The organism is Psychrobacter sp. AOP7-B1-25 (assembly GCF_052376195.1).
Taxonomy (GTDB): Bacteria; Pseudomonadota; Gammaproteobacteria; order Pseudomonadales; family Moraxellaceae; genus Psychrobacter.
This window is the reverse complement of record NZ_JBQSVK010000025.1, coordinates 1-21,761: the sequence shown is the minus strand read 5'-3', so window position 1 is coordinate 21,761 and position 21,761 is coordinate 1. Positions and strand designations below refer to the sequence as shown.

General features: G+C 41.5%; 17 protein-coding genes and 2 tRNA genes. 8 read left to right on the top strand and 11 right to left on the bottom strand.

Features of this window, described 5'->3' with window-relative positions; translation table 11 throughout:
- A partial coding sequence (locus tag ACT3QR_RS13340; protein WP_444521810.1) for an NACHT domain-containing protein occupies nucleotides 1–2,272 on the bottom strand: 2,272 nt, incomplete at its 3' end.
- A 231-nt stretch (nucleotides 2,273–2,503) separates the two neighbouring features.
- Between ACT3QR_RS13340 and leuS the strand changes: the two genes are divergently transcribed.
- From leuS to ACT3QR_RS13305, 7 genes are all read left to right on the top strand, one after another.
- Complete coding sequence (leuS, locus tag ACT3QR_RS13335) at nucleotides 2,504–5,191, top strand: leucine--tRNA ligase (protein WP_444521809.1); 2,688 nt, start codon at nucleotides 2,504–2,506, stop codon at nucleotides 5,189–5,191.
- A 50-nt stretch (nucleotides 5,192–5,241) separates the two neighbouring features.
- Nucleotides 5,242–5,955: an LPS-assembly lipoprotein LptE gene (locus tag ACT3QR_RS13330; RefSeq protein ID WP_444521808.1), complete on the top strand. Its 714-nt coding sequence runs from the start codon at nucleotides 5,242–5,244 to the stop codon at nucleotides 5,953–5,955.
- A 162-nt stretch (nucleotides 5,956–6,117) separates the two neighbouring features.
- Entirely contained in the window at nucleotides 6,118–7,218 is a 1,101-nt protein-coding gene (locus ACT3QR_RS13325) for a DNA polymerase III subunit delta (RefSeq protein WP_444521807.1), read from the top strand.
- A 298-nt stretch (nucleotides 7,219–7,516) separates the two neighbouring features.
- Nucleotides 7,517–8,842, top strand: a complete 1,326-nt coding sequence (locus ACT3QR_RS13320) for an efflux RND transporter periplasmic adaptor subunit (RefSeq protein ID WP_444521806.1) — start codon at nucleotides 7,517–7,519, stop codon at nucleotides 8,840–8,842.
- Between the two features lie 250 nt (nucleotides 8,843–9,092).
- A complete protein-coding gene (locus ACT3QR_RS13315; RefSeq protein WP_444521811.1) occupies nucleotides 9,093–11,042 on the top strand; it encodes a MacB family efflux pump subunit in 1,950 nt (649 codons plus the stop codon).
- 185 nt (nucleotides 11,043–11,227) lie between these two features.
- A tRNA-Lys gene (locus ACT3QR_RS13310) sits at nucleotides 11,228–11,303 on the top strand.
- 159 nt (nucleotides 11,304–11,462) lie between these two features.
- Nucleotides 11,463–11,538: transfer RNA gene (locus tag ACT3QR_RS13305), tRNA-Lys, on the top strand.
- Nucleotides 11,539–11,626: 88 nt separating this feature from the next.
- Here ACT3QR_RS13305 and ACT3QR_RS13300 read toward each other — a convergent pair.
- Together ACT3QR_RS13300 and ACT3QR_RS13295 are read right to left on the bottom strand one after the other, a co-directional pair.
- On the bottom strand, nucleotides 11,627–12,415 hold the full coding sequence (locus ACT3QR_RS13300; protein ID WP_444521805.1) for an MBL fold metallo-hydrolase: 789 nt from the start codon (nucleotides 12,413–12,415) through the stop codon (nucleotides 11,627–11,629).
- A gap of 342 nt (nucleotides 12,416–12,757) precedes the next feature.
- The gene (locus tag ACT3QR_RS13295; protein WP_444521804.1) at nucleotides 12,758–14,860 is read right to left on the bottom strand and encodes a catalase; all 2,103 of its coding nucleotides are present in this window, start codon (nucleotides 14,858–14,860) and stop codon (nucleotides 12,758–12,760) included.
- Nucleotides 14,861–15,419: 559 nt separating this feature from the next.
- Here ACT3QR_RS13295 and ACT3QR_RS13290 point away from each other — a divergent pair.
- A complete protein-coding gene (locus tag ACT3QR_RS13290; protein WP_444521803.1) occupies nucleotides 15,420–16,211 on the top strand; it encodes a dienelactone hydrolase family protein in 792 nt (263 codons plus the stop codon).
- Between the two features lie 142 nt (nucleotides 16,212–16,353).
- Here ACT3QR_RS13290 and ACT3QR_RS13285 read toward each other — a convergent pair whose 3' ends face one another.
- The 8 genes from ACT3QR_RS13285 to ACT3QR_RS13250 form a co-directional block, all read right to left on the bottom strand.
- On the bottom strand, nucleotides 16,354–17,052 hold the full coding sequence (locus tag ACT3QR_RS13285) for a DUF938 domain-containing protein (protein WP_444521802.1): 699 nt from the start codon (nucleotides 17,050–17,052) through the stop codon (nucleotides 16,354–16,356).
- 123 nt (nucleotides 17,053–17,175) lie between these two features.
- Nucleotides 17,176–17,640: a flavodoxin family protein gene (locus ACT3QR_RS13280; protein WP_444521801.1), complete on the bottom strand. Its 465-nt coding sequence runs from the start codon at nucleotides 17,638–17,640 to the stop codon at nucleotides 17,176–17,178.
- 1 nt (nucleotide 17,641) lies between these two features.
- Entirely contained in the window at nucleotides 17,642–18,055 is a 414-nt protein-coding gene (locus ACT3QR_RS13275; protein WP_444521800.1) for an OsmC family protein, read from the bottom strand.
- Between the two features lie 59 nt (nucleotides 18,056–18,114).
- On the bottom strand, nucleotides 18,115–18,993 hold the full coding sequence (locus ACT3QR_RS13270; protein WP_444521799.1) for a DUF2971 domain-containing protein: 879 nt from the start codon (nucleotides 18,991–18,993) through the stop codon (nucleotides 18,115–18,117).
- A 306-nt stretch (nucleotides 18,994–19,299) separates the two neighbouring features.
- Complete coding sequence (locus ACT3QR_RS13265) at nucleotides 19,300–19,449, bottom strand: hypothetical protein (RefSeq protein WP_444521798.1); 150 nt, start codon at nucleotides 19,447–19,449, stop codon at nucleotides 19,300–19,302.
- A gap of 685 nt (nucleotides 19,450–20,134) precedes the next feature.
- A complete protein-coding gene (locus ACT3QR_RS13260) occupies nucleotides 20,135–20,776 on the bottom strand; it encodes a glutathione S-transferase family protein (protein WP_444521797.1) in 642 nt (213 codons plus the stop codon).
- A 122-nt stretch (nucleotides 20,777–20,898) separates the two neighbouring features.
- Nucleotides 20,899–21,252 (bottom strand): hypothetical protein, encoded by a 354-nt coding sequence (locus tag ACT3QR_RS13255; protein WP_444521796.1) that lies wholly within the window; start codon nucleotides 21,250–21,252, stop codon nucleotides 20,899–20,901.
- A 55-nt stretch (nucleotides 21,253–21,307) separates the two neighbouring features.
- Entirely contained in the window at nucleotides 21,308–21,652 is a 345-nt protein-coding gene (locus ACT3QR_RS13250) for a hypothetical protein (RefSeq protein ID WP_444521795.1), read from the bottom strand.
- Nucleotides 21,653–21,761 lie beyond the last annotated feature (109 nt).

The window sequence follows — 21,761 nt, the reverse complement described above, 5'->3', positions numbered from 1 at the left end:
ATTTAATACTTCTAATTATTTTATTAGTGTTTCTAGCACATAAGGAATGAATTGTAAGTAGTGCTACTTCAGCGTTTCTTACGTATGTCAAGTCTTCAGAAAAAGCAGCTAAATTTAGCTTTTTGACAGGTGACTGTCCATTTACTGCTAATTGTATGAGCTCAATCATTAATTCTTGATATTTAGATATTTCGGATAATCCGAACTTTGTTTCAGATTTTATACGTATTTCTCCTTCCAAAAAATCACTCAAATAACCGTCTATAAATTGAGGTCCACAAAGTCTTATCCATTTTTCAAAAGCAGCTTCTAATGTCCACCCGCAACCAGGTGCATTTCTCCCTCTTTCAACTTCGTCCAACATTATTTTTAACTCAAGCATTATTCGTCTTGCTGTTAAATATTCACCAAAGCTTTTATGAGTAAACTCAAAACTTTTATCTCCTTGATTACCATCGAACTCTCTAAAATAGAAAGCCATCAGTAGTCTAACAACGCCCGACTCTGCATCATCTTTAAACTTATCAAAGTAACTTGAGAGACCCACTTCTCTACAGCGTTCCATAATTCTATCAATGCTCGCGGTTCGCCCACTTTCATGCCAAACGACTAATGCGATTTCCTCAAGAATTCTTATAAATTTCTCTTTCTCGATATTATTTATTCCCGTGTGAGTACGGCTACCTGTATATTTGCGCTCATGAACTGATTCTAGTAAATCTGCATATATTTGATTAATATTGGTATCTTTTGTAAAAGCAATGTCTTCTCTTAAATAACTCAATGATAAAAGGTAGTTGAGTAAAGGCTCTTTTGTTATAGTTTCTAAATTTTCAGTTGCTAGTATCGAAGGTAACTTAGCAAAATTCTTACCTTTTAGCTCACCAAATTTATGCCACCATTCATCACGTTGATCCTCTAATAATAAGTTGTTCACGTCGTTAAAATCTTCTCTATCATCTTCATTGATAAAATATGGAAGTAAATGCAAAATAGTTTTCCTCTTCTTCAACTTACTTTGCTGCTGCTGTATAGATAATTCACGACCTGTAACAACTGCCTTCCAATGTAGAGTTTTTTTGTCTTGTAATACTTCTTTTAACTCCTCTATAAAGCCATTAGCCACTTCTTTTGAATTAGACCCTTGCATTGTTAGCTCATCAAGACCATCAAATATGAGAAGTAACTTAGACTCATCTAGTAAGTTATCTGGATTCAGAATATGATGATTATCAAGAAACTTTCTCATAGCATCATGTATATAGTCACTTATTTTGAAACGATGTAAAGGTACAAATAAAATAGGTATATCAGAGCTCTCAGCTAGCTCTGATGCTAAAATTTTAGCAAATGACGACTTACCTGAACCAGGTCCACCACTAATTACTTTTAAGTTATCCTCTGTATCCGCCTGCCTAACCCATTCATTAATTTCTTCGTGGAGATTACAGACTGTTTTGGTGATGTTTTCATTGTGATTGGGTTTAAGAATATTATTGCTTTCAGCTTCTATAATATTTTCATTGATTTTCTCATCGTTACTATCTTCTACTTGTATATAGTAAGCTCGTAGGGGTACATATATTTGCTGAAGCCCAAACGCTTCTTCAAAAACACGCTCACTAACTTGTTGCTGTAACCAATAGCGATATTCTGATGCTTGTTTTTGTAATCTATTTACAGTATTGAACGGTGTATCTAGCTTTTCAACAATTAGCGCATAATAAGCTGAATTCGTACCCCACTCATGGTGTAACGACATCGGAAACTGTGATTTAAACTGGTAAATAAAAGAACTGGCTTGACTATCATTCAGTCCAAGTTGTTGTAGCCAGTTCTTTAAAATCGGCGATAGATCATTTAAAAAAGATAATCGATGCGGGTTGTTAAAAAACTCATTCGTTAATGTAATTTCTATCTCGTTAACTTGGTTAGTAAGTTGCTCACTAACTGTGTTCAGTTGTGACTGTTCAATATTGTTTTCGAATAAATCGTTAAAGTCTGCCATTATCTTAGCAATAGCCTGAGTCAAAGAAGAGACAACAAGTAACCAAGCACGCTCTTCTACTGGAATTTCTTCCAATGAGATTGTTTTGGAAGCACTTGCTACGCCTTTAACTATGCTAGTTAATGCTCCGATAGGGTTTGCAGTAGCAGCTTGAATAGCTGTACCTGCTACAGTAGAAGACGCTTGGATAAAGAAATCTTTTAAATCAAATTTAACATTACGATTGAGGACACTGACAGGTTTTTTTAGAATAATTTCACTCATGCTATCTCTACTTTATAAATAATTGAAATTTCATCAACTTATGACGACTAGTTTAGTATTCTCGACTATAACAACATCACAATCAATCGCAATCAATCGCAATCAATCGCAATCAATCGCAATTTTCGCCAAATTACGCTATGCTATGGCATTGTCAAATTCCACCTATTTTGATCAGTATTAAACAAATCCGTATTAAATAAATCAGTATCAACCAATTTCGAGCCGACTATGAGCAACGCCGTGACAGCAGACCAAACAGAAAACAATTATTATAACCCACAAGCGATAGAAGCCGCGCAGCAAACCAAATGGGCAACTGACAAGCGCTTTGAAGTAAGCAATGAGTCAAGCGACAAGCCAAGTCGTTACATGCTGTCGATGTTCCCTTACCCAAGTGGCAAGCTGCACATGGGGCACGTACGTAACTATACGATTTCTGATGTATTAAGTCGTTATTATCGTCTCAAAGGCTATGAGGTTATGCAGCCAATGGGCTGGGATGGTTTTGGACTGCCAGCGGAAAACGCAGCAATTGCTAATCAAACGCCACCTGCTGCATGGACATTTGCCAATATTGACAGCATGCGTGCGCAGCTTAAATTGCTAGGTCTATCTATTGACTGGTCACGTGAATTTGCCACTTGTAGCCCTGAGTATTATCAGTGGGAGCAGTGGTTATTTTTGCAATTGTACAAAAAAGGCTTAGTCTACAAAAAACTATCGACGGTCAACTGGGATCCTGTTGACAATACCGTTTTGGCGAACGAGCAAGTCATTGATGGCAAAGGCTGGCGTAGTGGTGCTGCGGTCGAAAAGCGCGACATCCCTATGTATTACTTCAACATCACCGATTATGCTGATGAGCTGTTGGATGACTTGGATCAACTAGAAGGTCACTGGCCGTCTGAAGTGCTAACCATGCAGCGCAACTGGATTGGTCGTAGTGCCGGTATGGAAGTCCACTTCCCTTATGAGCTAGCTGGTGAAGAAAACACCTTGGATGTATTCACCACGCGTCCTGATACTTTAATGGGTGTGACTTATGTTGCTGTAGCAGCAGAGCATCCACTTGCACAGTATGCCTCTGAAAAAGATGAAACAGTCGCTCAATTCTGCGCACTTTGCAAAAAAGGCTCAGTAGCTGAAGCTGATTTGGCCAAAGCCGAAAAAATCGGTATGGATACAGGCCTCACTGTAACGCATCCTCTGACTGGTGAAGAAGTGCCAGTTTGGGTTGCTAACTACGTACTGATGAGCTACGGCTCAGGCGCGGTCATGGCGGTACCTGCCCATGATGAGCGCGATTATGAGTTTGCCAATAAGTACAACCTACCGATCAAACAAGTCATCAACACGCCTGACGGCCATTTTGATGAACTAAAAGCAGAGGCGAAAGCAAACAATACGGAAGTCAATCTTGCCTATACTGAGTGCAATACCTTGGTTAACTCCGGTGAGTTTGATGGTCTAGACTTTGAGCAAGCGTTTGATGCAATGCTAGCCAAGCTCGAGCCAAAAGAGCTGGCTAAGAAAAAGATTCAGTATCGTCTACGTGATTGGGGCGTGTCTCGCCAGCGTTATTGGGGCTGCCCTATCCCAATGATTAACTGTGAGCATTGTGGTACTGTGCCAGTTGAAGAGCAAGATTTGCCAGTTGTGTTGCCAACTGACGTCGTGCCTGACGGTCGTGGTAACCCACTTAAAAATCTACCAGAATTTGTAAATACTACTTGTCCTAAATGTGGTAACCCTGCTGAGCGCGAGACTGATACCTTTGACACTTTTGTAGAGTCAAGCTGGTACTACGCACGTTTTGCTAGCCCAAATGACGCGCAAAACATGGTCAATAAGTCTGCTGCCAATAAATGGTTGCCTGTTGATCAATATGTTGGCGGTGTCGAGCATGCGGTGATGCATCTGTTGTATGCGCGTTTCTTCCATAAGCTGATGCGAGACGAGAACTTAGTTACGGGCGACGAGCCATTTGCCAATCTAATGACTCAAGGCATGGTACTGGCTGGTACTTTCTACCGCGTCAACGCGGATGGCAGTACGACCTACTACTTTGCAGAAGATATCGATATTGACTTCAACGAACGCGGTCAACCAATCAAAGCTATCTTAAAATCTGACGGTCAGCCAGTAACGATTGGCAAAATCGAAAAAATGTCTAAGTCAAAAAACAATGGCGTAGACCCACAGCTAACTATTGATAAATATGGTGCTGATACGGTTCGTCTATATACGCTATTTACTGCGCCTGCGGATCAAACGCTTGAATGGTCAGACGATGCACTAAAAGGCCCTTACAACTTTGTGAAAAAAGTATGGCGTATTGCAACCGACCATATGCAAGCGCTCACAGCCGCCAATATCAGCATTGATACGCTTAATAGTGCTACCTTGAACACAGACGGTCTAAGCAAAGAAGCCAAAAACTTACGTCGTAAAACGCACGAAACGATTGCTAAGATTGACAGTGATTTGGGTGACCGTCTGGCATTGAACACGCCAGTATCAAGCCTGATGGAATTGGCTAATGAACTGACTGGCTTTAACGCTAGTAACGAGCAAGAACTGCACGTCAAACACGAAGCGCTGACCAATCTGCTAATTATGCTGTCTGTATATGCACCGCACGTTGGTGAGTATCTGCTTGAGCAGCTAGGTCTTGACACCTTAACCTTAGACTACCCAACCGTAGATGAAAGTGCACTGGTACAGGACATGATCACGATGGTGGTACAGGTCAATGGTAAAATGCGTGGCAAGATGGATGTGACACCAAACAGCGATCCTGAGCAGCTAAAAGAGCAGGCTCGCACCATGGAAAGTGTGGCAAAATTCATCACAGGCGATATTAAAAAAGAAATCGTTGTTCCTAATAAACTAGTTAATATCGTGGTTGCAGGCTAGTCGCCTAGGCTTAGTACTCTAAGCCTTCTTATCATATGAGGATAGCGTTTATGTCATACAAGCATCGAGCTGAGCAGGCGCAATCAATATCGAGCGTACACAGCCTAGCTAATAAAAAGTCCCTTGGCCAAAAGCTCGGAGCAACCTTGCTTGCCACGCTGCCAATGTTCACCGTGGTAGGTGCAGCGGCGGCTCTTAGTGGCTGCGGATTTCAGCTGCGTGGCTACGACTCAGCGATGCTGCTTGATGTCGAAAAAACAGCCGTCATTCTCGAAGACAATCGCACCTCATTCCCGCTGAAATTACCATTAACGCAGCGCCTAAAGACGTTAGGTGTCGATGTTCTTGGTAATATGAGCTTGGAGGAAGTTGCTCGTAATAACCAGCAAACAGGAGCTGAGTCTATTGCCGCTATCGATATCAGCAACGTACGTTTTAAGCGTTACGAGTTGGTTGGGGTATTAACAGAAATTCGCTTGGTACTGTCAGCAGATGTCAGCTATCAAACGCTGGAAAATGGTAAGCCTGTGACACTAAGCAACCCTATTCAGGTCGAGCGAAGCTACCAGTACAACGAAGCATCTGTCAGTACTGACGATCTACAAGGCGATCAGACTCGCGATTGGCTCTATGATACTTTAGCACGCCGTATCACTGATCAATACGTGGCTATCTCACTTCCAAAAGTCGCACCTGCTGCCAAACAATCTGTGCAAATGAATAAAGGTGTAACACCAACTGTTGTCGTTGTACCACAACCGTAATAGTCAGTCATTCTTATTATCAAACGATATCATTTCTAGAAGTATGAATAGCGAAGTCAATAAGGGCATGTACTACTTTAAGTAGACTGAACAAGCTTGACACTGTTGATCATATTTTTGGAACTGGTATTACATGCTCATCAAACGGTGTAACACCACGCTATGCAAGATACCTTCATAAAAGCCTACCCAAAACTACTACAACCTTCCGTTGCAGTAGCGGGATTGTGGCTGGCGCATGGTGATGAGCCTTTACTCAGTCAATGGTTGATAGATGCGCTGCGTCCACACTGGCGCGCACAAAATTACGCAATCAAACGTATAGAGCTAGTTTCCGTCAAAAGCTGGCAAGAAGTACTGTCCGAACTTGGCAGTCAGTCTTTATTCGATGATGCCAGTGCCTTAATCGTGACGGGCAATCATAAACCTGACAAAGCGGTTATCGCTGAGTTGGAACGTTTTGCGGTCGAGGCACAAACTGGAACACACAGTCATAGTGTGTTGTGGCTCACGCCTAAGCAAGACAAGCGCAGCCAGAGCAGCAAATGGTTCGCTCCTTTTGCGCAATATGGCAATGTCATCGATTGCAACCTATATAATGAGCAGCAGCGCCAACAGCTACTACAAATCCAAGCTCAGAAGTTTGGTTTAAGGCTATCTCAAGAAGCGTGGCAGCTTCTGATGTCACACACCGAGCATCATTTGCTAAGTGCCTACCAAACCCTATGGCGGCTTTCTTATCTGTTTGCACCGCAGCTAGTTGCTAATAACACTACTAGTGAAAATAGTGCTAATGACAAGAGTACCGAACAATCTAATAGCTTTTCACAGCCTGCGAATAATGTGGCATTGGATATTGCAGACCTACAAGCAGCGTTGGTCAGCGACGCGCAGTTTAGTGTGTTCGATTTGTCTGATGCGATGCTCGCGGGCAATAGCACGCAGGTTGCCAAAATCATGTTTCAGCTAAAGTCGACCGATGAGCCCACTACTTTAGTGCTCTGGGCTATTAGCAAAGACATGCGTCAAATCATTCAACTTATGGACGGTCAAGACCCTCAAGCATTAGGCATTTGGCGTAGTAAGCAAGGGTTGTACCAACAAGCCTGCCGCCGTCAGTCGAAAGAACAAACGAGCGAATGGCCTGCCCTGCTTTACCGCTGTGACCAAGCTATTAAAGGACTTATACGCCAGCCAGCATGGGAATTATTATTGCAAGCGGCATTGGAGCTCGCAGGTAAGCGTTTATTTGCGATGCGCTAAGACTAGCCTGTCACCACCTTTTATTGTTTCTCTTATTAACAAGTTATCCATATCTTCTCTTACTGATTTATACGTTTTTCTTACTGATTTATACATTTAAATGCTATAAATCTAGATCCTACTACCTTATTTTGTTCTCCTATAATCTCCGTTTTATTGATTTTTAGTAAGTATTTCTTTTCTGTACCTATCCCCATTCCCAGTTGCCTTAACCTTTCGTAAACTAATTTACGTTCCCTTTTATAGGTGAAGTCTCTACTATATCTATACTTGATTTAATTGTAATTGGATTGTTGTCATGCGCAAAATAAGCAAAAAGTCTGCTATCAAATGGGGTGTCATCACCTTAATTATCGTAGCATTAGGGGCTTTGGCCTATAGTTTTTTCAAACCAGAAGACACCACGCCTAACTACCTAACCGCAACTGTTGAAGTTGGTGATATTGAAAATAATGTCATGGCGTCCGGTAAAGTAAAAGCGTTAAACACTGTCGATGTAGGGGCACAGGTATCTGGTGAAGTAAAACGCCTATACGTGGAAGTCGGTGACGAAGTACAACAAGGCGATTTGATTGCGCAGATTGATCAAGTGACTCAGAAGAATAACCTGAGCAACGAACAAGCCAGTCTTGAACAAAGCGAAGCCGCACTACAAAGTGCACAAGCAGAATCGTTAAGCAAACAAGCCAATCTAAAAAGCGCCTATGCCGATCTTGCCAGCCGTCAATCTGAGCTTAAACAAGCACAGTCTGATTTTGCGCGTTTGCAAGGTCTAGTCGCTATCGATGCTATCTCGCAGCAAGAATATGACACTCAAGCGACCAGTGTTGAGACGGCAAAGGCTGCTGTTGCCAATGCACGTGCAGCTATCGATACGGCAAAGGCAGCGATTGCAACGACAGCAGCCAATATCAACAGTCAGCAAGCGGCGTTACGCAAATCACGAACCAATGTGAGTACTGCTGAAGAGGATTTGAGCTATACCACGATTCGCGCACCGATATCAGGTACCGTCGTTTCTATTACCACAGAGCAAGGCACCACCGTCAATGCCAACCAAACAGCGCCGACACTGGTGACGTTAGCAGATTTATCGACCGTGCGTATCAATGCGCAAATCTCCGAAGCTGACGTGATCAATGTCAGTGCTGGGATGCCCGCTTATTTCAACATCATTGGTAATCCAGATCAGCAGTATGATGCGACGTTGACTGCTATCGAGCCTGCCCCAGAACAAATCAGTAGTACCAGCTCAACGGACGCTGCTATCTATTATGTCGGCTACGTAGAAGTACCAAACCCTGATCGCTTATTTCGAATTGATATGACAGCACAGATTTATATCATCGTTAACGAAGCTAAAAATGCCCTGTTAGTACCATCAACAGTGATACAAGAAAGACGATCTAAAGGTAATAAAAAAGGCAAAGCAGCCGCTGGTAAGTTTGTACGTGTATTAAAAGAGGACGGAACTGTAGAAGAGCGTACTGTAGAAGTCGGTATCGATAACCGAGTAAACGCACAAATCTTAAGTGGTGTGAAAGAAGGGGAAGAAATAATCATCAGTGAAGAAAGCGGCAAGCAATCAGGTAGCGGCCGTGTACCTGGCGGACCTCGAAAGTAACTTGTTCTTTGACTATGCTGTCTAAGAAGGGCTTGTTAAAAGTAACAGCCCTTTCATGACAACGATAAGACGCTTATTAGCCTTTATTGAAGACATTGCTATGACTATATCTCAACCTCCTAAACCAGCGACTGTAAATGACTCTGAAGATAGTACGGCTCAAAATTTAGAGTCATACACTTCTGCTAACCATTCAAATGACTCGTCAACTACCAATCTAGGCAAACACTCTGCATCAGGCAAGCCCATTATGGAGCTGTCGGGTATTATTCGAGAGTTCCCAGCTGGTGAGCAAACCATTCGAGTCTTACATGATATCAATCTGACGATTCACCAAGGTGAGATGGTCGCTATCATTGGACAATCAGGCTCTGGTAAGTCCACCTTGATGAATATCTTGGGCTGCTTAGATCAAGCAACTGCGGGTGACTATAAGATTTACGGTCAATCCGCCCGTAAGCTCGATGCCGACCAGCTAGCAGAGTTGCGCCGTGAGCATTTTGGTTTTATTTTTCAGCGCTATCATTTGCTTGGTGATATCAGTGCCAAAGACAACGTCGCCGTCCCTGCCGTGTATGCGGGTATGGATACCGAAGCACGCACCAACCGTGCTGAACAGCTATTAACGGATTTGGGCCTTGGTAATAAGGTCAACAACCGCCCCAATCAGCTCTCTGGTGGACAGCAGCAGCGTGTTTCTGTTGCTCGCGCACTGATGAATGGTGGTGACGTTATTTTGGCAGATGAGCCAACTGGTGCCCTAGACAGTAAGTCTGGCGAAGATGTCATGGCGATTTTGCATAACCTCAGTGCCCAAGGTCACACCATCATCATGGTCACTCATGATCCAAAGCTAGCGGCGCAAGCGGAGCGTGTGATTGAGCTAAAAGATGGCTATGTCATTGCTGACTATCAAACTGAGCATTACAAGCATACAGACAAGAAACCAGAGTCTATCCTTGGTGAACATCGTAAAAGTGCCTTTAGTAGTTTCATAGACCGACTGCTTGAAGCCTTTAAAATGTCATTACTTGCTATGCGCGCGCACAAGATGCGAACGTTATTGACCATGCTCGGCATTATTATCGGTATTGCTGCCGTCGTATCTATCGTAGGTCTTGGACAAGGCTCTCAACAGCAAATCCTCGCCAATATCAGCTCGCTAGGTACTAACACCATTACCGTCAATGACGGCTACCCTAGAGGCGACCCTAGACGCCGTTATAACGATGATAACTTAACGCCTGAAGACGCAGAAGCGGTTGGTAATCAGCCTTATGTTATCAGCGTCAGCCCTCAAGTAAGTGCCAACTCCAGCGTTCGCTATCGCAGTGTACAAGAAGACGCTACCGTCAATGGTATTGGTGAAGACTACTTAACCGTCACTGGTGAGACATTGGCGTTGGGTCAGGGATTTGATGCAAAAAGCATCACACTACGTAGCCAAGATATCATTATCGATGACAATGCCAAACAGACCTTTTTCGCAGATCTTGATAATCCTGTCGGTGAGGTAATATTAGTTGGTAGTGTACCTGGGCGCGTGATTGGCGTCCTCGAAGAGAGCGATGGTGGCTTTGGACCTAGTGTGACAACACCTACTATATATATGCCTTATACAACGGTAATGTCACGGGTCACAGGTAGCACCAATATCGACCGATTTGTGGCGTTGTTAGATGATAGTATTTCTTCTAGCGCCGCAGAGACCGCTATCTCTGACTTGATAGAGAGTCGCCATGGCAAAGATGACTTTGAGCTACGCAATTCAGACTCTATCCGACAAACGATCGAGTCGACGACAGGCACGATGACCCTGCTTATCTCATCAGTCGCGGTCATTTCATTGATAGTTGGCGGTATTGGGGTGATGAATATCATGCTCGTCTCTGTCACCGAGCGCACCAATGAGATTGGTGTACGTATGGCAGTAGGCGCACGTCAGAGCGATATCATGCAGCAGTTCTTGATAGAAGCGGTATTGGTCTGTATTTTAGGGGGCTTATTAGGTATTGGTATGGCCTTTGCCATTGGTGAATTGATCAATCGATTGGGCGGCGATAGCTTTAAAGTAATCTATTCATCAACCTCTATTATTGCTGCCTTTGTTTGTTCGACACTAATTGGCGTGGTATTTGGATTCTTGCCAGCGCGTAATGCTGCCAAGCTAGATCCTGTTGATGCTTTATCTAGAGACTAGTACGTGATTGCTTAGATACGAACTTGGATTATTCAGAGCCTAAAATAGGCTCTAATAGTAAAATTCTGAAAAAATATGACTTTTTTCCTAAGATTTTTACTTTTTTTATAATCTAGGGTTGTATTTCTCATAATAGTATATATAATGTGCTCTCACGTTTAGGGATACAAACACTTTAAACGTTAGGGCTGTTAGCTCAGTTGGTAGAGCAGTTGACTTTTAATCAATTGGTCCCGCGTTCGAGTCGCGGACAGCCCACCATATTTAGTTTAATCTTTGTTGATCGTTCTACCCTATCCGGTAGTAGACCAATAAAGATAAGTTTAAAGGACATCGTTAAGATGTTTAGTTTTAGAAAGTTCTTTAGTTAGAATTTTCTCTTGCAGAGTTAAAAAGCATTGCTTTTTTATATACTCTTCAGGGCTGTTAGCTCAGTTGGTAGAGCAGTTGACTTTTAATCAATTGGTCCCGCGTTCGAGTCGCGGACAGCCCACCATATTTATAAAAGCCCAGTTACTAGTTTAGTAACTGGGCTTTTTTTCGTCTGAACTTTTTAAGTATTATTTCTTAGCTGTTATATACCTCTATTCATTACGCCTACGTTTAAACAGTCGAAAGTTATCTTTTTTGCGCCATAGTAATTTATGCTTGATAGTGTCTTTGATAGTGCGTGGATATTTGGGTGCCTGCGTAATCAAGGTATCAAACGTGACTTGATCTATCGCCAACTCACGACCATGCGCCATCATGACTACAGAAGGTTTTAATGCTTTTATTTTTTGAAGCGATTGAATATAAACCTTAGGGTCATAGACAGGAAAAGGCGCCACAAACTTATGACGCAACTTGATTATTAGATCAGCGGTATATACTTCGCGGCTAGGCAGATGAAACAAAGACAAATCACGGTCTGTATGGCCTGATGTCTCTAATACTTGCCACTCGTCAAAATATGGTACAAGTTCGCCATCGGTGATAGTAATATCTGGTTTTAGAGTTGCCGAGTAATATAAGTTTTTAAATGCGCGTCCTTGACGTCTGGCCACATAATAGGCCAAATTGATATCTACGAAGTGCATCACTCGCCCGCCAATACCGCTATACCACTGCTTTTTTTTGTCCGCTGAGACAATCAGACAGCCAGTCCTTTGTCGGAATTTATGTGCACCGCCCGCATGATCAGGATGCATATGAGTGACCATCACTACTTTTAAGTCAGTGACAGGTCGTTTTAGTGTCGTCTTAATATAGTTGAGTACCATCGGTACATCAGCACGGCAGCAACCATCTAACAGCATTATTTTATTTGGATATACTGCTAAATACGTGCTCTGTATATACCCTTCTAAACGTATAATCTTACATAAGCTCATTTGCAATCCCTGCTTTGTTCATTTATCGCTTCCTGCGATATTTTATTTTGAGACTTTTATTTATCCTTTTCATTTGTAGTTAGTATAACGCCCGTCATAGTAAAAAAAATCGTTTTGAGTGAACGCTTGTGACTATATATGGAGATAAAGTAGTATATAAAGGCAATGTGAGTAGTCACTATTGTTAAACCATGACTAATAAATATATATAATATTACTCATGATAGTTATTCCCTTATCAGTCAAAAGCAAAAACCCAGCACTTAGGCTGGGTTTAGGTAAACACTTAGTATGTTAGATAATTGGTATTTTGGGTAATTAGTATTTTAGATAACCTTTAAGTTACCTATTTATCAAATATGCAAGGTCACGAACCTTTGGTTCACGCTCCCATAAACGAGACTTAGCATTATTAATAAAGGTATCTAGCTCGGCCAATGGCGTCACAAATTCATCTTTTTCAACTGGTAGCTTACTTAGGATAAATTCATCAGTCGCACCGCAATATGCGATGGCTTTACAATGGTTAAAGGCATCATTGAACCAATCTAACGCAGAGCTGTCCATAGCTAGCTTTTTAGCTTGGTCAGGCATGATGACACTGACGACAGCATCAAACATTACTGACGGACCACCAGCGAGACGCTCATCAGCTTGTATGCGTGTGCCATCATCCAACACGACTTCTTTGTTAGGCGCTACAATCTTGACGCTAGCACCTTGCTCTTTTGCCGCGTCTTCGAACTTTTTGACTTCACTGCTATTAGAACCTTCTGCGACTAATATACCAATCATACGACCTTTTAGACTATCAGGCGTTAGACCAATGGTTTGTATTGCTTTTGAGGTTCCCAAATCTTGGACAGGTGCCGCCGCATCTGCTGGCTCTGGTAGCTCCATACCCAGTGCCGTTGCTACGCGGTTGGCCAAGTCTTCATCGATATGAATCAAGTGACCAAGCATACGCGTACGTACATGGGCGGTATCTACTTTACCTAGCTCAAACGCATAGGCCGTTGCGATATGTGCTTGCTCAGTTGCTGTCTGACTACGATAGAACATACGTGGCTGACTATAATGATCTGCAAAGCTCTCGTCACGTACGCGACCTTTTACCCCATCATCTAGCTGCTCATGGAACGATTCAAAACCACGTTTAGTGCTTTCGCGAGGACGAGTTGGATCTAGGCTTTGTGGCTCATACAATGTACGAGTTTTTGGCACTTGCATTTGCATATGGCCGTCTTGCTGATTGTTAGCAAACGGACACTTTGGCGCGTTAATAGGAATCTGAGCGAAGTTTGGTGACCCTAGACGTGATAGCTGCGTGTCTAGATAGCTGAATAGACGACCTTGTAATAATGGGTCATTACTAAAGTCAACGCCAGGTGGTAGGTGCGATGGGCAGAATGCTACCTGCTCAGTCTCTGCAAAGAAGTTATCTGGATAGCGATTCAGTACCATCTTACCCACGACTTTTACGGGCACCAATTCTTCTGGAATTAGCTTAGTCGCATCGAGGTGGTCAAACGGGAATTCGTTGGCTTCTTCTTCGGTAAATAGCTGTACGCCAAACTCCCACTCGGGATAGGCACCATTGTTGATTGATTCAAACAAGTCACGGCGATGATAATCAGGGTCAGCACCTGAGATTTTCACTGCCTCATCCCATGTGGTTGACTGTACGCCTAGTACTGGCTTCCAATGGAAACGTACAAAGGTACTCTTACCTTCTTTATTGATTAAGCGATAACTATGAATACCAAAACCTTCCATCATACGTAGGCTACGCGGTAGACCGCGATCACTCATCAACCAGATTAAGTTGTGCATGGTTTCAGGGCTGAGTGAGACAAAATCCCAAAACGTATCATGAGCAGAGGCTGCTTGCGGGAAACCACGATCTGGCTCTGGTTTGACCGCATGAATTAAATCTGGAAACTTCATCGCATCTTGGATAAAAAAGATTGGCATGTTGTTACCAACGATGTCCCAGTTACCTTCTTCGGTATATATTTTCACAGCAAAGCCGCGCACATCACGTGGCGTATCTTTTGAGCCTTTGTTACCGGCTACTGTTGAAAAACGCGTAAACAGTGGCGTTTGCTTACCTGTCTCAGTCAATACTTTAGCAGTCGTATATTCTTCTAGCGACTCTGTCAGCTCAAAATAACCGTGTGCTGCGCTACCACGAGCATGGACGATACGTTCAGGAATACGCTCATGGTCAAAATGATTGATTTTTTCACGTAATACAAAATCTTCTAATAGCGTAGGCCCACGTGAACCTGCTTTTAGAGAGTTTTGATTATCGGCGATAGCCACACCTTGCTGCGTGGTCAATACTTTGGTGTCGTCGCCTGCGCGTTGGTGGGTTTCGCCACCATTGCCACGTTCAGTATTCATGTTTTTGGCGGGGTCAGTATGATCGATATTATTATTCATAAAAAGTCCTAGCTAATAGATTAAGAGTGCTCTTTTAAGTTACTAAAAAAGTGCCGACACAGGTTTGATATCCTTTGAAATAATGGTGACTTCATTTGTCATTTATTTTTCTGTGTTTTCAGCATTGCCTAATATTAAATTGATACCGCACTAAAATTCGTAAAGGAATAATAGGCTTAGGACTTATACTACCCAAAAAATAAGTCAAATATAGTTGCGTCTATGGTAGACCTTGTTGATATTTGGTTAAGGTCTATAGATGTTATACACCAGAGACTTTAGATGGTCTTGAAGGTGCATAAACGTTAACAATAGAACCTTGTAATGTAGTTATTCTTTAAGGTATTCTTTTATGAAGCACCAGAGACTATCGATAAATAAATTGGCATGGTTTTAGCCTTATATTTATCTGTTTTATATCGTTGATCCCAAATACTTTCGACACAACAACGCCGAGCGCAAGTTATACATTAGTATAGTTAGCAAGGATGACGATGTAGCGGATTTATGTAGATTTGACGATGCGACTATTTTTTATATAACTATAAGGCTACCTACCATGTTACCAACTCTAAACTCCCAAATTAAAAAACCTTATTGCTCATTGCTAGTAGGCGCGTCAATGGGTCTAATGGCACTAACGTTCAGTCAAACAGCTGCGGCTATCACAACCAAAAACGTTACCTATACGGTCGATGATGAGGCCTACGAAGGCTATTATGCTAAAGCCGATGAACCTAATGCGCCTTTTATTTTATTGATTCATGATTGGGATGGGCTAACCGACTATGAGCGTAAACGCGCGGACATGTTGGCAACTGAAGGCTACAATGTCTTAGCAGCAGATATGTTTGGACAAGGCGTACGCCCGACATCTATTGAAGAAAACAAACGCCTAACAGGCGAGCTATATGATGATCGCAGCAAGATGCGCCGTTTACTACAAGGCGCGTTAAATGCAGGACGACTACAAGGCAATGACGTGCGCAAAGGCGTAACCATGGGTTATTGTTTTGGTGGTACGGTTGCTTTAGAGCTTGCACGTTCAGGATTCCCGCAAAAAGCCTTTGTACCTTTTCATGGGGCCTTCGATATTCCAACCGGTCAAAGCTATGACAATACGACAGGAGAAATCTTAGTATTTCACGGATCAGCTGATGAATCTGTCTCTTTAGAGAGCTTTGCGACTTTAGGTAAGACGTTGGAAGCCGCCGAGGTACCGCATGAGATGGTCACTTATAGCGGCGCACCGCACGCCTTTAGTGTCTTTGGTAGTGATCGATATGATGAACGTGCCGACAAGCGCTCTTGGAAACGTTACTTGGACTTTTTAGAAGAAGAGTATAAATAACCTAATAGCGTGAAAATAAGAAAACCCAAACAACCCAAGTAAATTAAAAAACCTAGGTAAGAAACCTAAGTAAAAAGCCACTTCAATCGATCATCTTCTGATCTGACTTGAAGTGGCTTTTGTATTGTAAGCGCTTGAAGTTTTATATTTTTTGAAAGACCAATAATTGATTATTAGCAGGCATTGTATATGTTTTGCTGAGTTGAAGATGATGCTCGCTTGCCAAACTGACAACGTCTTCTTTAGCACGAATCCCGCTATCAGGATTGCCTGCTCTGAGCATCGCATCAAATCGCTGATTGCCCGCACTAGTATAGGCACCATGCTCGTTAAATGGGCCATATACGATCAGCTTTCCACCGATAGGGAACGCATCACCAGCCAATGCAACTAACCGTCTCACCAAAGCCCAACTAATGATATGCAGCGTATTGGCTGTAAATATGGCATCGTAAGGTAAATCTGACTGGCTGTTGCTATTGCTATTGCTATTGCTATTGCTATTGCTATTGCTATTGCTATTGCTATTAAAAGGTATCGCATCCGTACTCAAATCAAACGCCAAAGGAGCATATAGATTAGGCGCAGGATAAGCCTGATGCCAAGCCATTATATGACGATGATTACTAATGACATCGCTCGTTTGCCATTTTAGATGTGATAAATGAGGCGCAAAGTGAACACTATGTTGACCAGTGCCTGACCCAATCTCTAGCAGATGATTAGAGCCTTGCAGCTCAATTTGTAGCACTTCTAAAATAGGCTGTTTATTATTCTCACACGCTTGGGAGCATGACAGTGCAGAGACATCTACTTTATTATTCAAATCACCATTGTGCATTACGGCTCTCTCCAAACTGTCTATGGTGCTTTTGGTAGTGGCAGTGGTAGTGGTAATAATAGTTATAGCAGTTGCACTATCTCCACAAGCATTGCCAAACGGCCCACTGTAAGTGAATACCTGCTAGTAAATACCTGCCTCGACTCCAGCTGCCAATGTCATTGCTAGCGCTTCTACTTGTTCAGTAAAACTATCTTGCCAATCGCCTTGTAATATCAGCGCCTCTTGCACCCATGACCAGCGTAATCCTGTGGTAATGGTTTTGAGCGCAAGCTTAGTGCCCGTACCATCATGCCCTGCCCGAATATATAGTGCAAATGGCATGCCCTGCTTTTCTTCTAGCACTGGATAGTAGCAACGATCAAAGAAATCCTTGGTCAGCCCTGCCATATACGCTAGGTTTTCGGTTGTACCTAGCAGTAACGCATCAGCAGCTAAGACGTCTTCTGGCTGCGTGTCCTGCGGTGATTTCAAGATGACAGTAATATCTATATCAGGATGATTGGCACCATTATAGGCGGCTTGCGCTAATTGCTGAGTATTGGGCGATGGCGCATGAGCCACTATCAGCAGGGTCTTATTAGCCATGTTAGATGTCTATGCCATTATGAAAGACTAAGTTTTGCGTAATAGCAGGATCCAAGCTGTTGCCTACTGGACAGGTCAACGCTGCTTTATAAAATCGTTTTAAGATACTCTCATCCAATACACGTGGAAAATTAACGATAATGTGTATTTCACTCACACGTCTGGGTTTAGTAGCCATAACTTTGGTGATTTCTGCGGTCGTACCTGAGATATCGATATCCATCGCGTCGGCTTTGATACCGATAACCGTTAAGATACAGCTGCCCAGACTGGTGGCTAGCAAATCAGTAGGAGAAAACGCCTCACCCTTGCCGTGATTGTCCGTAGGCGCATCGGTAATGATTTGATTATTGGATTGCAAATGAATGGCGGTGGTGCGTAAATTACCTTGATAAGTTACTTTTGATGTGGTCATTACTTTTCCTTTGATATTTTAGATAATGGTTTTTACATTACATACAGTTATAAAATGTACTAATTACTAAGTGTTGTTACTAAATCATCAAGATCAGAACGAGCAACAACCCCAGTTTGCTCATACCTATCGTTGAAAATATCTTTTACTAAGTTAAAAAACCATTCAGGTGCTTCAGGAGAAACCTTAACACTATTAATAAAATCATTCGATTTGAGCCTAATTAAAGAGCCAGCATCAACTCTATTACTTAAAGGGTCATTGCTGTGATTATATGCTATTAACCTTATTTCATTCTCAAATTTATATGCTTTATGCTTATGAACGAAGGGTGCGAGTTTACTATCAACCTCTAAGCTATAATAATCTGCTCGATGATCTATATACTCAACTTTTTGTATTAGCAGATTTATATCTTTATCTTCTTCTATAGAGTCTAACAGTTGTCCAATGGTGGTGGTAATACATACGGAATTTATATCATTACCGTATATTTTCCACATCGCAATACTTTCAGTATCATCTATATTGGAATGCCAACAGCTCACATCGAACCATTTCTTTTGTGCTTTAATAACATCTTTATATGTTAATTTTTCTGATAGCTTAATGTCTCCAAAAACAGTCGTAAACGACTTATTTTTAGACTTATCTTCATATTCTTTTTGCCTTTGTTGAGCTTCTTCAATACTTTCAAGGGAGTTACAACCTCTCCCGAGGCTTAAAGGTAAACTATTATTTACAAGGTTACTTAATGCCTCTGCGGCACCGCTATAAAAGAAATCATTTATTGTTGTCAATCCTCCTTCTAGTTTATCTTCAAAATTGTCGATTCTACACATAAATAGTTTTTTACTTTCAAGCATATGTAAGAACTTACTTAAATCCATATACCTTTGTATTTTAGTACTTCTATCTAACGTATTTGATATTTTCATAACTCTGACCTAGAAAGATAAAATGAGTTGCTATAGGCAATTTAGTATAATATCACTAATTAATAATCTAAATATGGCGAGTAAACTAACTTTAGCAAGGTTATAAACACTGAAGTTTTAGATAAGGATAGTAACAATAAGCATAAAAAAAGCTCCCAACGGTTAAAGTGGGAACTTTGATAAAGAGTGCTAACGATGACCTACTCTCACATAGGCAAGCCACACTACCATTGGCGCTACGATGTGTCACTTCTGAGTTCGGAGAAAAGTCAGTCTTGACAAGACTTCTAATTATCAAATTAACTATTAGTTTTTGCATCCATTTTTGTCACAAGTAATTTTCTGTGAGCTATTAGCCCAATGGTCAGGATGTAACTTAGTATCAGAACCACAACCAGTACGTCCGCCTTTATTTCCACTATGAATTTCGCTAGTAGGTGTATGTTTGACAGCCATTGCATTTATCCTTTTAAAGTAGAGTAATTAAAACGGTTATGTGCCCTTAGTGAACTTAAGTATAGCCTATAATAAAATATAAATTATATCCAAACTCTAATACTATCAAATACATTCAGATAAACATCTAAAAGACTATTGAAACCGTAACCACTAAATCAACTTCCAAAGAAAATTCCCTGCATAGATAGCCCGTCGAGGATTTGAGTTTGAGTAGAGAGCTGACAATTCGCGTTTTCGCATTAAATGATACTCTGTAACTCTTCTACTTATAACAAAAATGCGACTAATTACTAAACTCTCTTAAAATTTTATCAGCTAAACCTCGCCGAAATGTAAGTCCAATACCCTAACAGCAGTATGAGCAAGCCCCACGATAACGAAAAGCATAGATAATATGACTCGCTATCAAGTGCCACATAAAAATAAATAGCCAGTCCAGTACTCACTAACAAAGAGACTGAATATGCGATGAGTAAAGTAAACAGAGCGGTATTTTCAAATTCGGATAAAACTGGACTATTCTCTGCACAAATATAAAAGAGAAAACCAAGTGAAAAAGCCCCACCAATCGTAATATGCAAAAATGATATTAGAATCAGTGACCAAATCGACATGAATACTTCCTTTATTCGCTTAATGCGTGCTCAAAATATTTAGTGCTAACTATAAAATATTACTATCACTATCGCTTAAACGGTGTCAGGTCTATCTCTTCAAACTCGCATACTGCTTTTACACTAGCGTTTTCACTTAATCGATTTAGATACACTGCCAAATTTTTATAGGCCATAGGCGACTTCTCTAACGGTAACGACCACTCCGCCAACATAAATAAGAAATAATCACATGCCGATAGTTTATCACCAAGCAAAAACGGATTAGACTCTAGCTGATCATCAATGATAGACAAAGCCTCTGCAATGCGCTCATCTTGAGCAGATATGATATTGGGTATATTGCTTTCATCATTGGTGTGACGATGTGGATAATAACGAACCATGAGTTCCGCTTGCAATGTGTTGTTTAAGAATGCCAGCCACTGAAAAAACAACGGGCGTTTAGGGTCGCCAAGTGCAGGTATCAACTCATACTCTGGATATAACTCACAAATATGAATACAAATAGCAGGACTCTCAAAGATTGCCTGCCTATCATCCACCAGCGTTGGAATACGTCCAGCAGGATTCAACCTTAAATAATCAGCTGATTTGTGACTGTTACTCTCTCTTTCAACCAGAACTAACTCATAATCCGCTTGCACATGATGCAGCAAAAAATGTGGCGCTAAACTCGCATTGTTCGGATAATAGTAAAGTTTAAACAAAGCAGACTCCATTCTAAGGCTGATAGAGAGTGATAGTGACTTGCTGTCTGACTGACTGACTGACTGACTGAGAGGTATCTTAAATCAAAGCTCAATCGCTTAATAGAAGCTTACTAGTAGCTTTAACTGTTAAATCTGCTTCTAATAGCAGGTTCATCATTATTGATACTTTTTATCGTCTCAAACCCTTCTTTCGTACCAAAATATAGAGCATCGGTTTTTTTCTCTCTATAAAAACGAAGTTCATCGTCATTACTATCAGTTAGCGTAAACTCATTAAAGAGTTTTTCCCAGTGCGCTTTCTTTTCAGATTCGTTATGATCTGCTTTAAACGTCGGCTTTAAGATATAAGCAAGGTCCTGGTCTTCTTCCGTAGTTAGCAAAGGCAATAACTTTTTATGTGTGGTTAGATATAGACATATTTTCTCGATATCATCTAAAGTTTCTTTGCTATCAGTCAGTTTAATAATTAACATCGGTTTATATCCTCATTTGCTTTTTAACTTGCTGTCATCTAAGCACAGCCAGATACTATTCCATCTGCCACCTATTATCTACCCATACCGCATCATTGTCATCTAAATGAACGTGCCATTCTGCCTCAGCAACCACGAGACGAATCTCAGTCAGACACTCTAACCAATGGTTGATGCTATACATCAGAACATCTACATCTACGCTAACAGGCATCTTTGTAGCACCTGCTAATATTATTTCTGATTCACTATCATCATAAGCATAAAGATCAAAAGACTCCGCGTCTTCTGCATGCTCGAAGCGATCATTATATTTATCAACGATAAGCGTAACAGCTTCTTGCTCCTGCTCAGTCAAAAGCGTCGTTCGCTCAGCCGTATAGTAGAGAGAAACACCCATAACATGCTCCTAAAGGTAAGGATAAGAATAATGATAAATAATATCACACTGGCAATTTTTTACGCACAAAGAAAAGCCCCCGACGCGTGAGCGTTGGGGGCTTTATCTA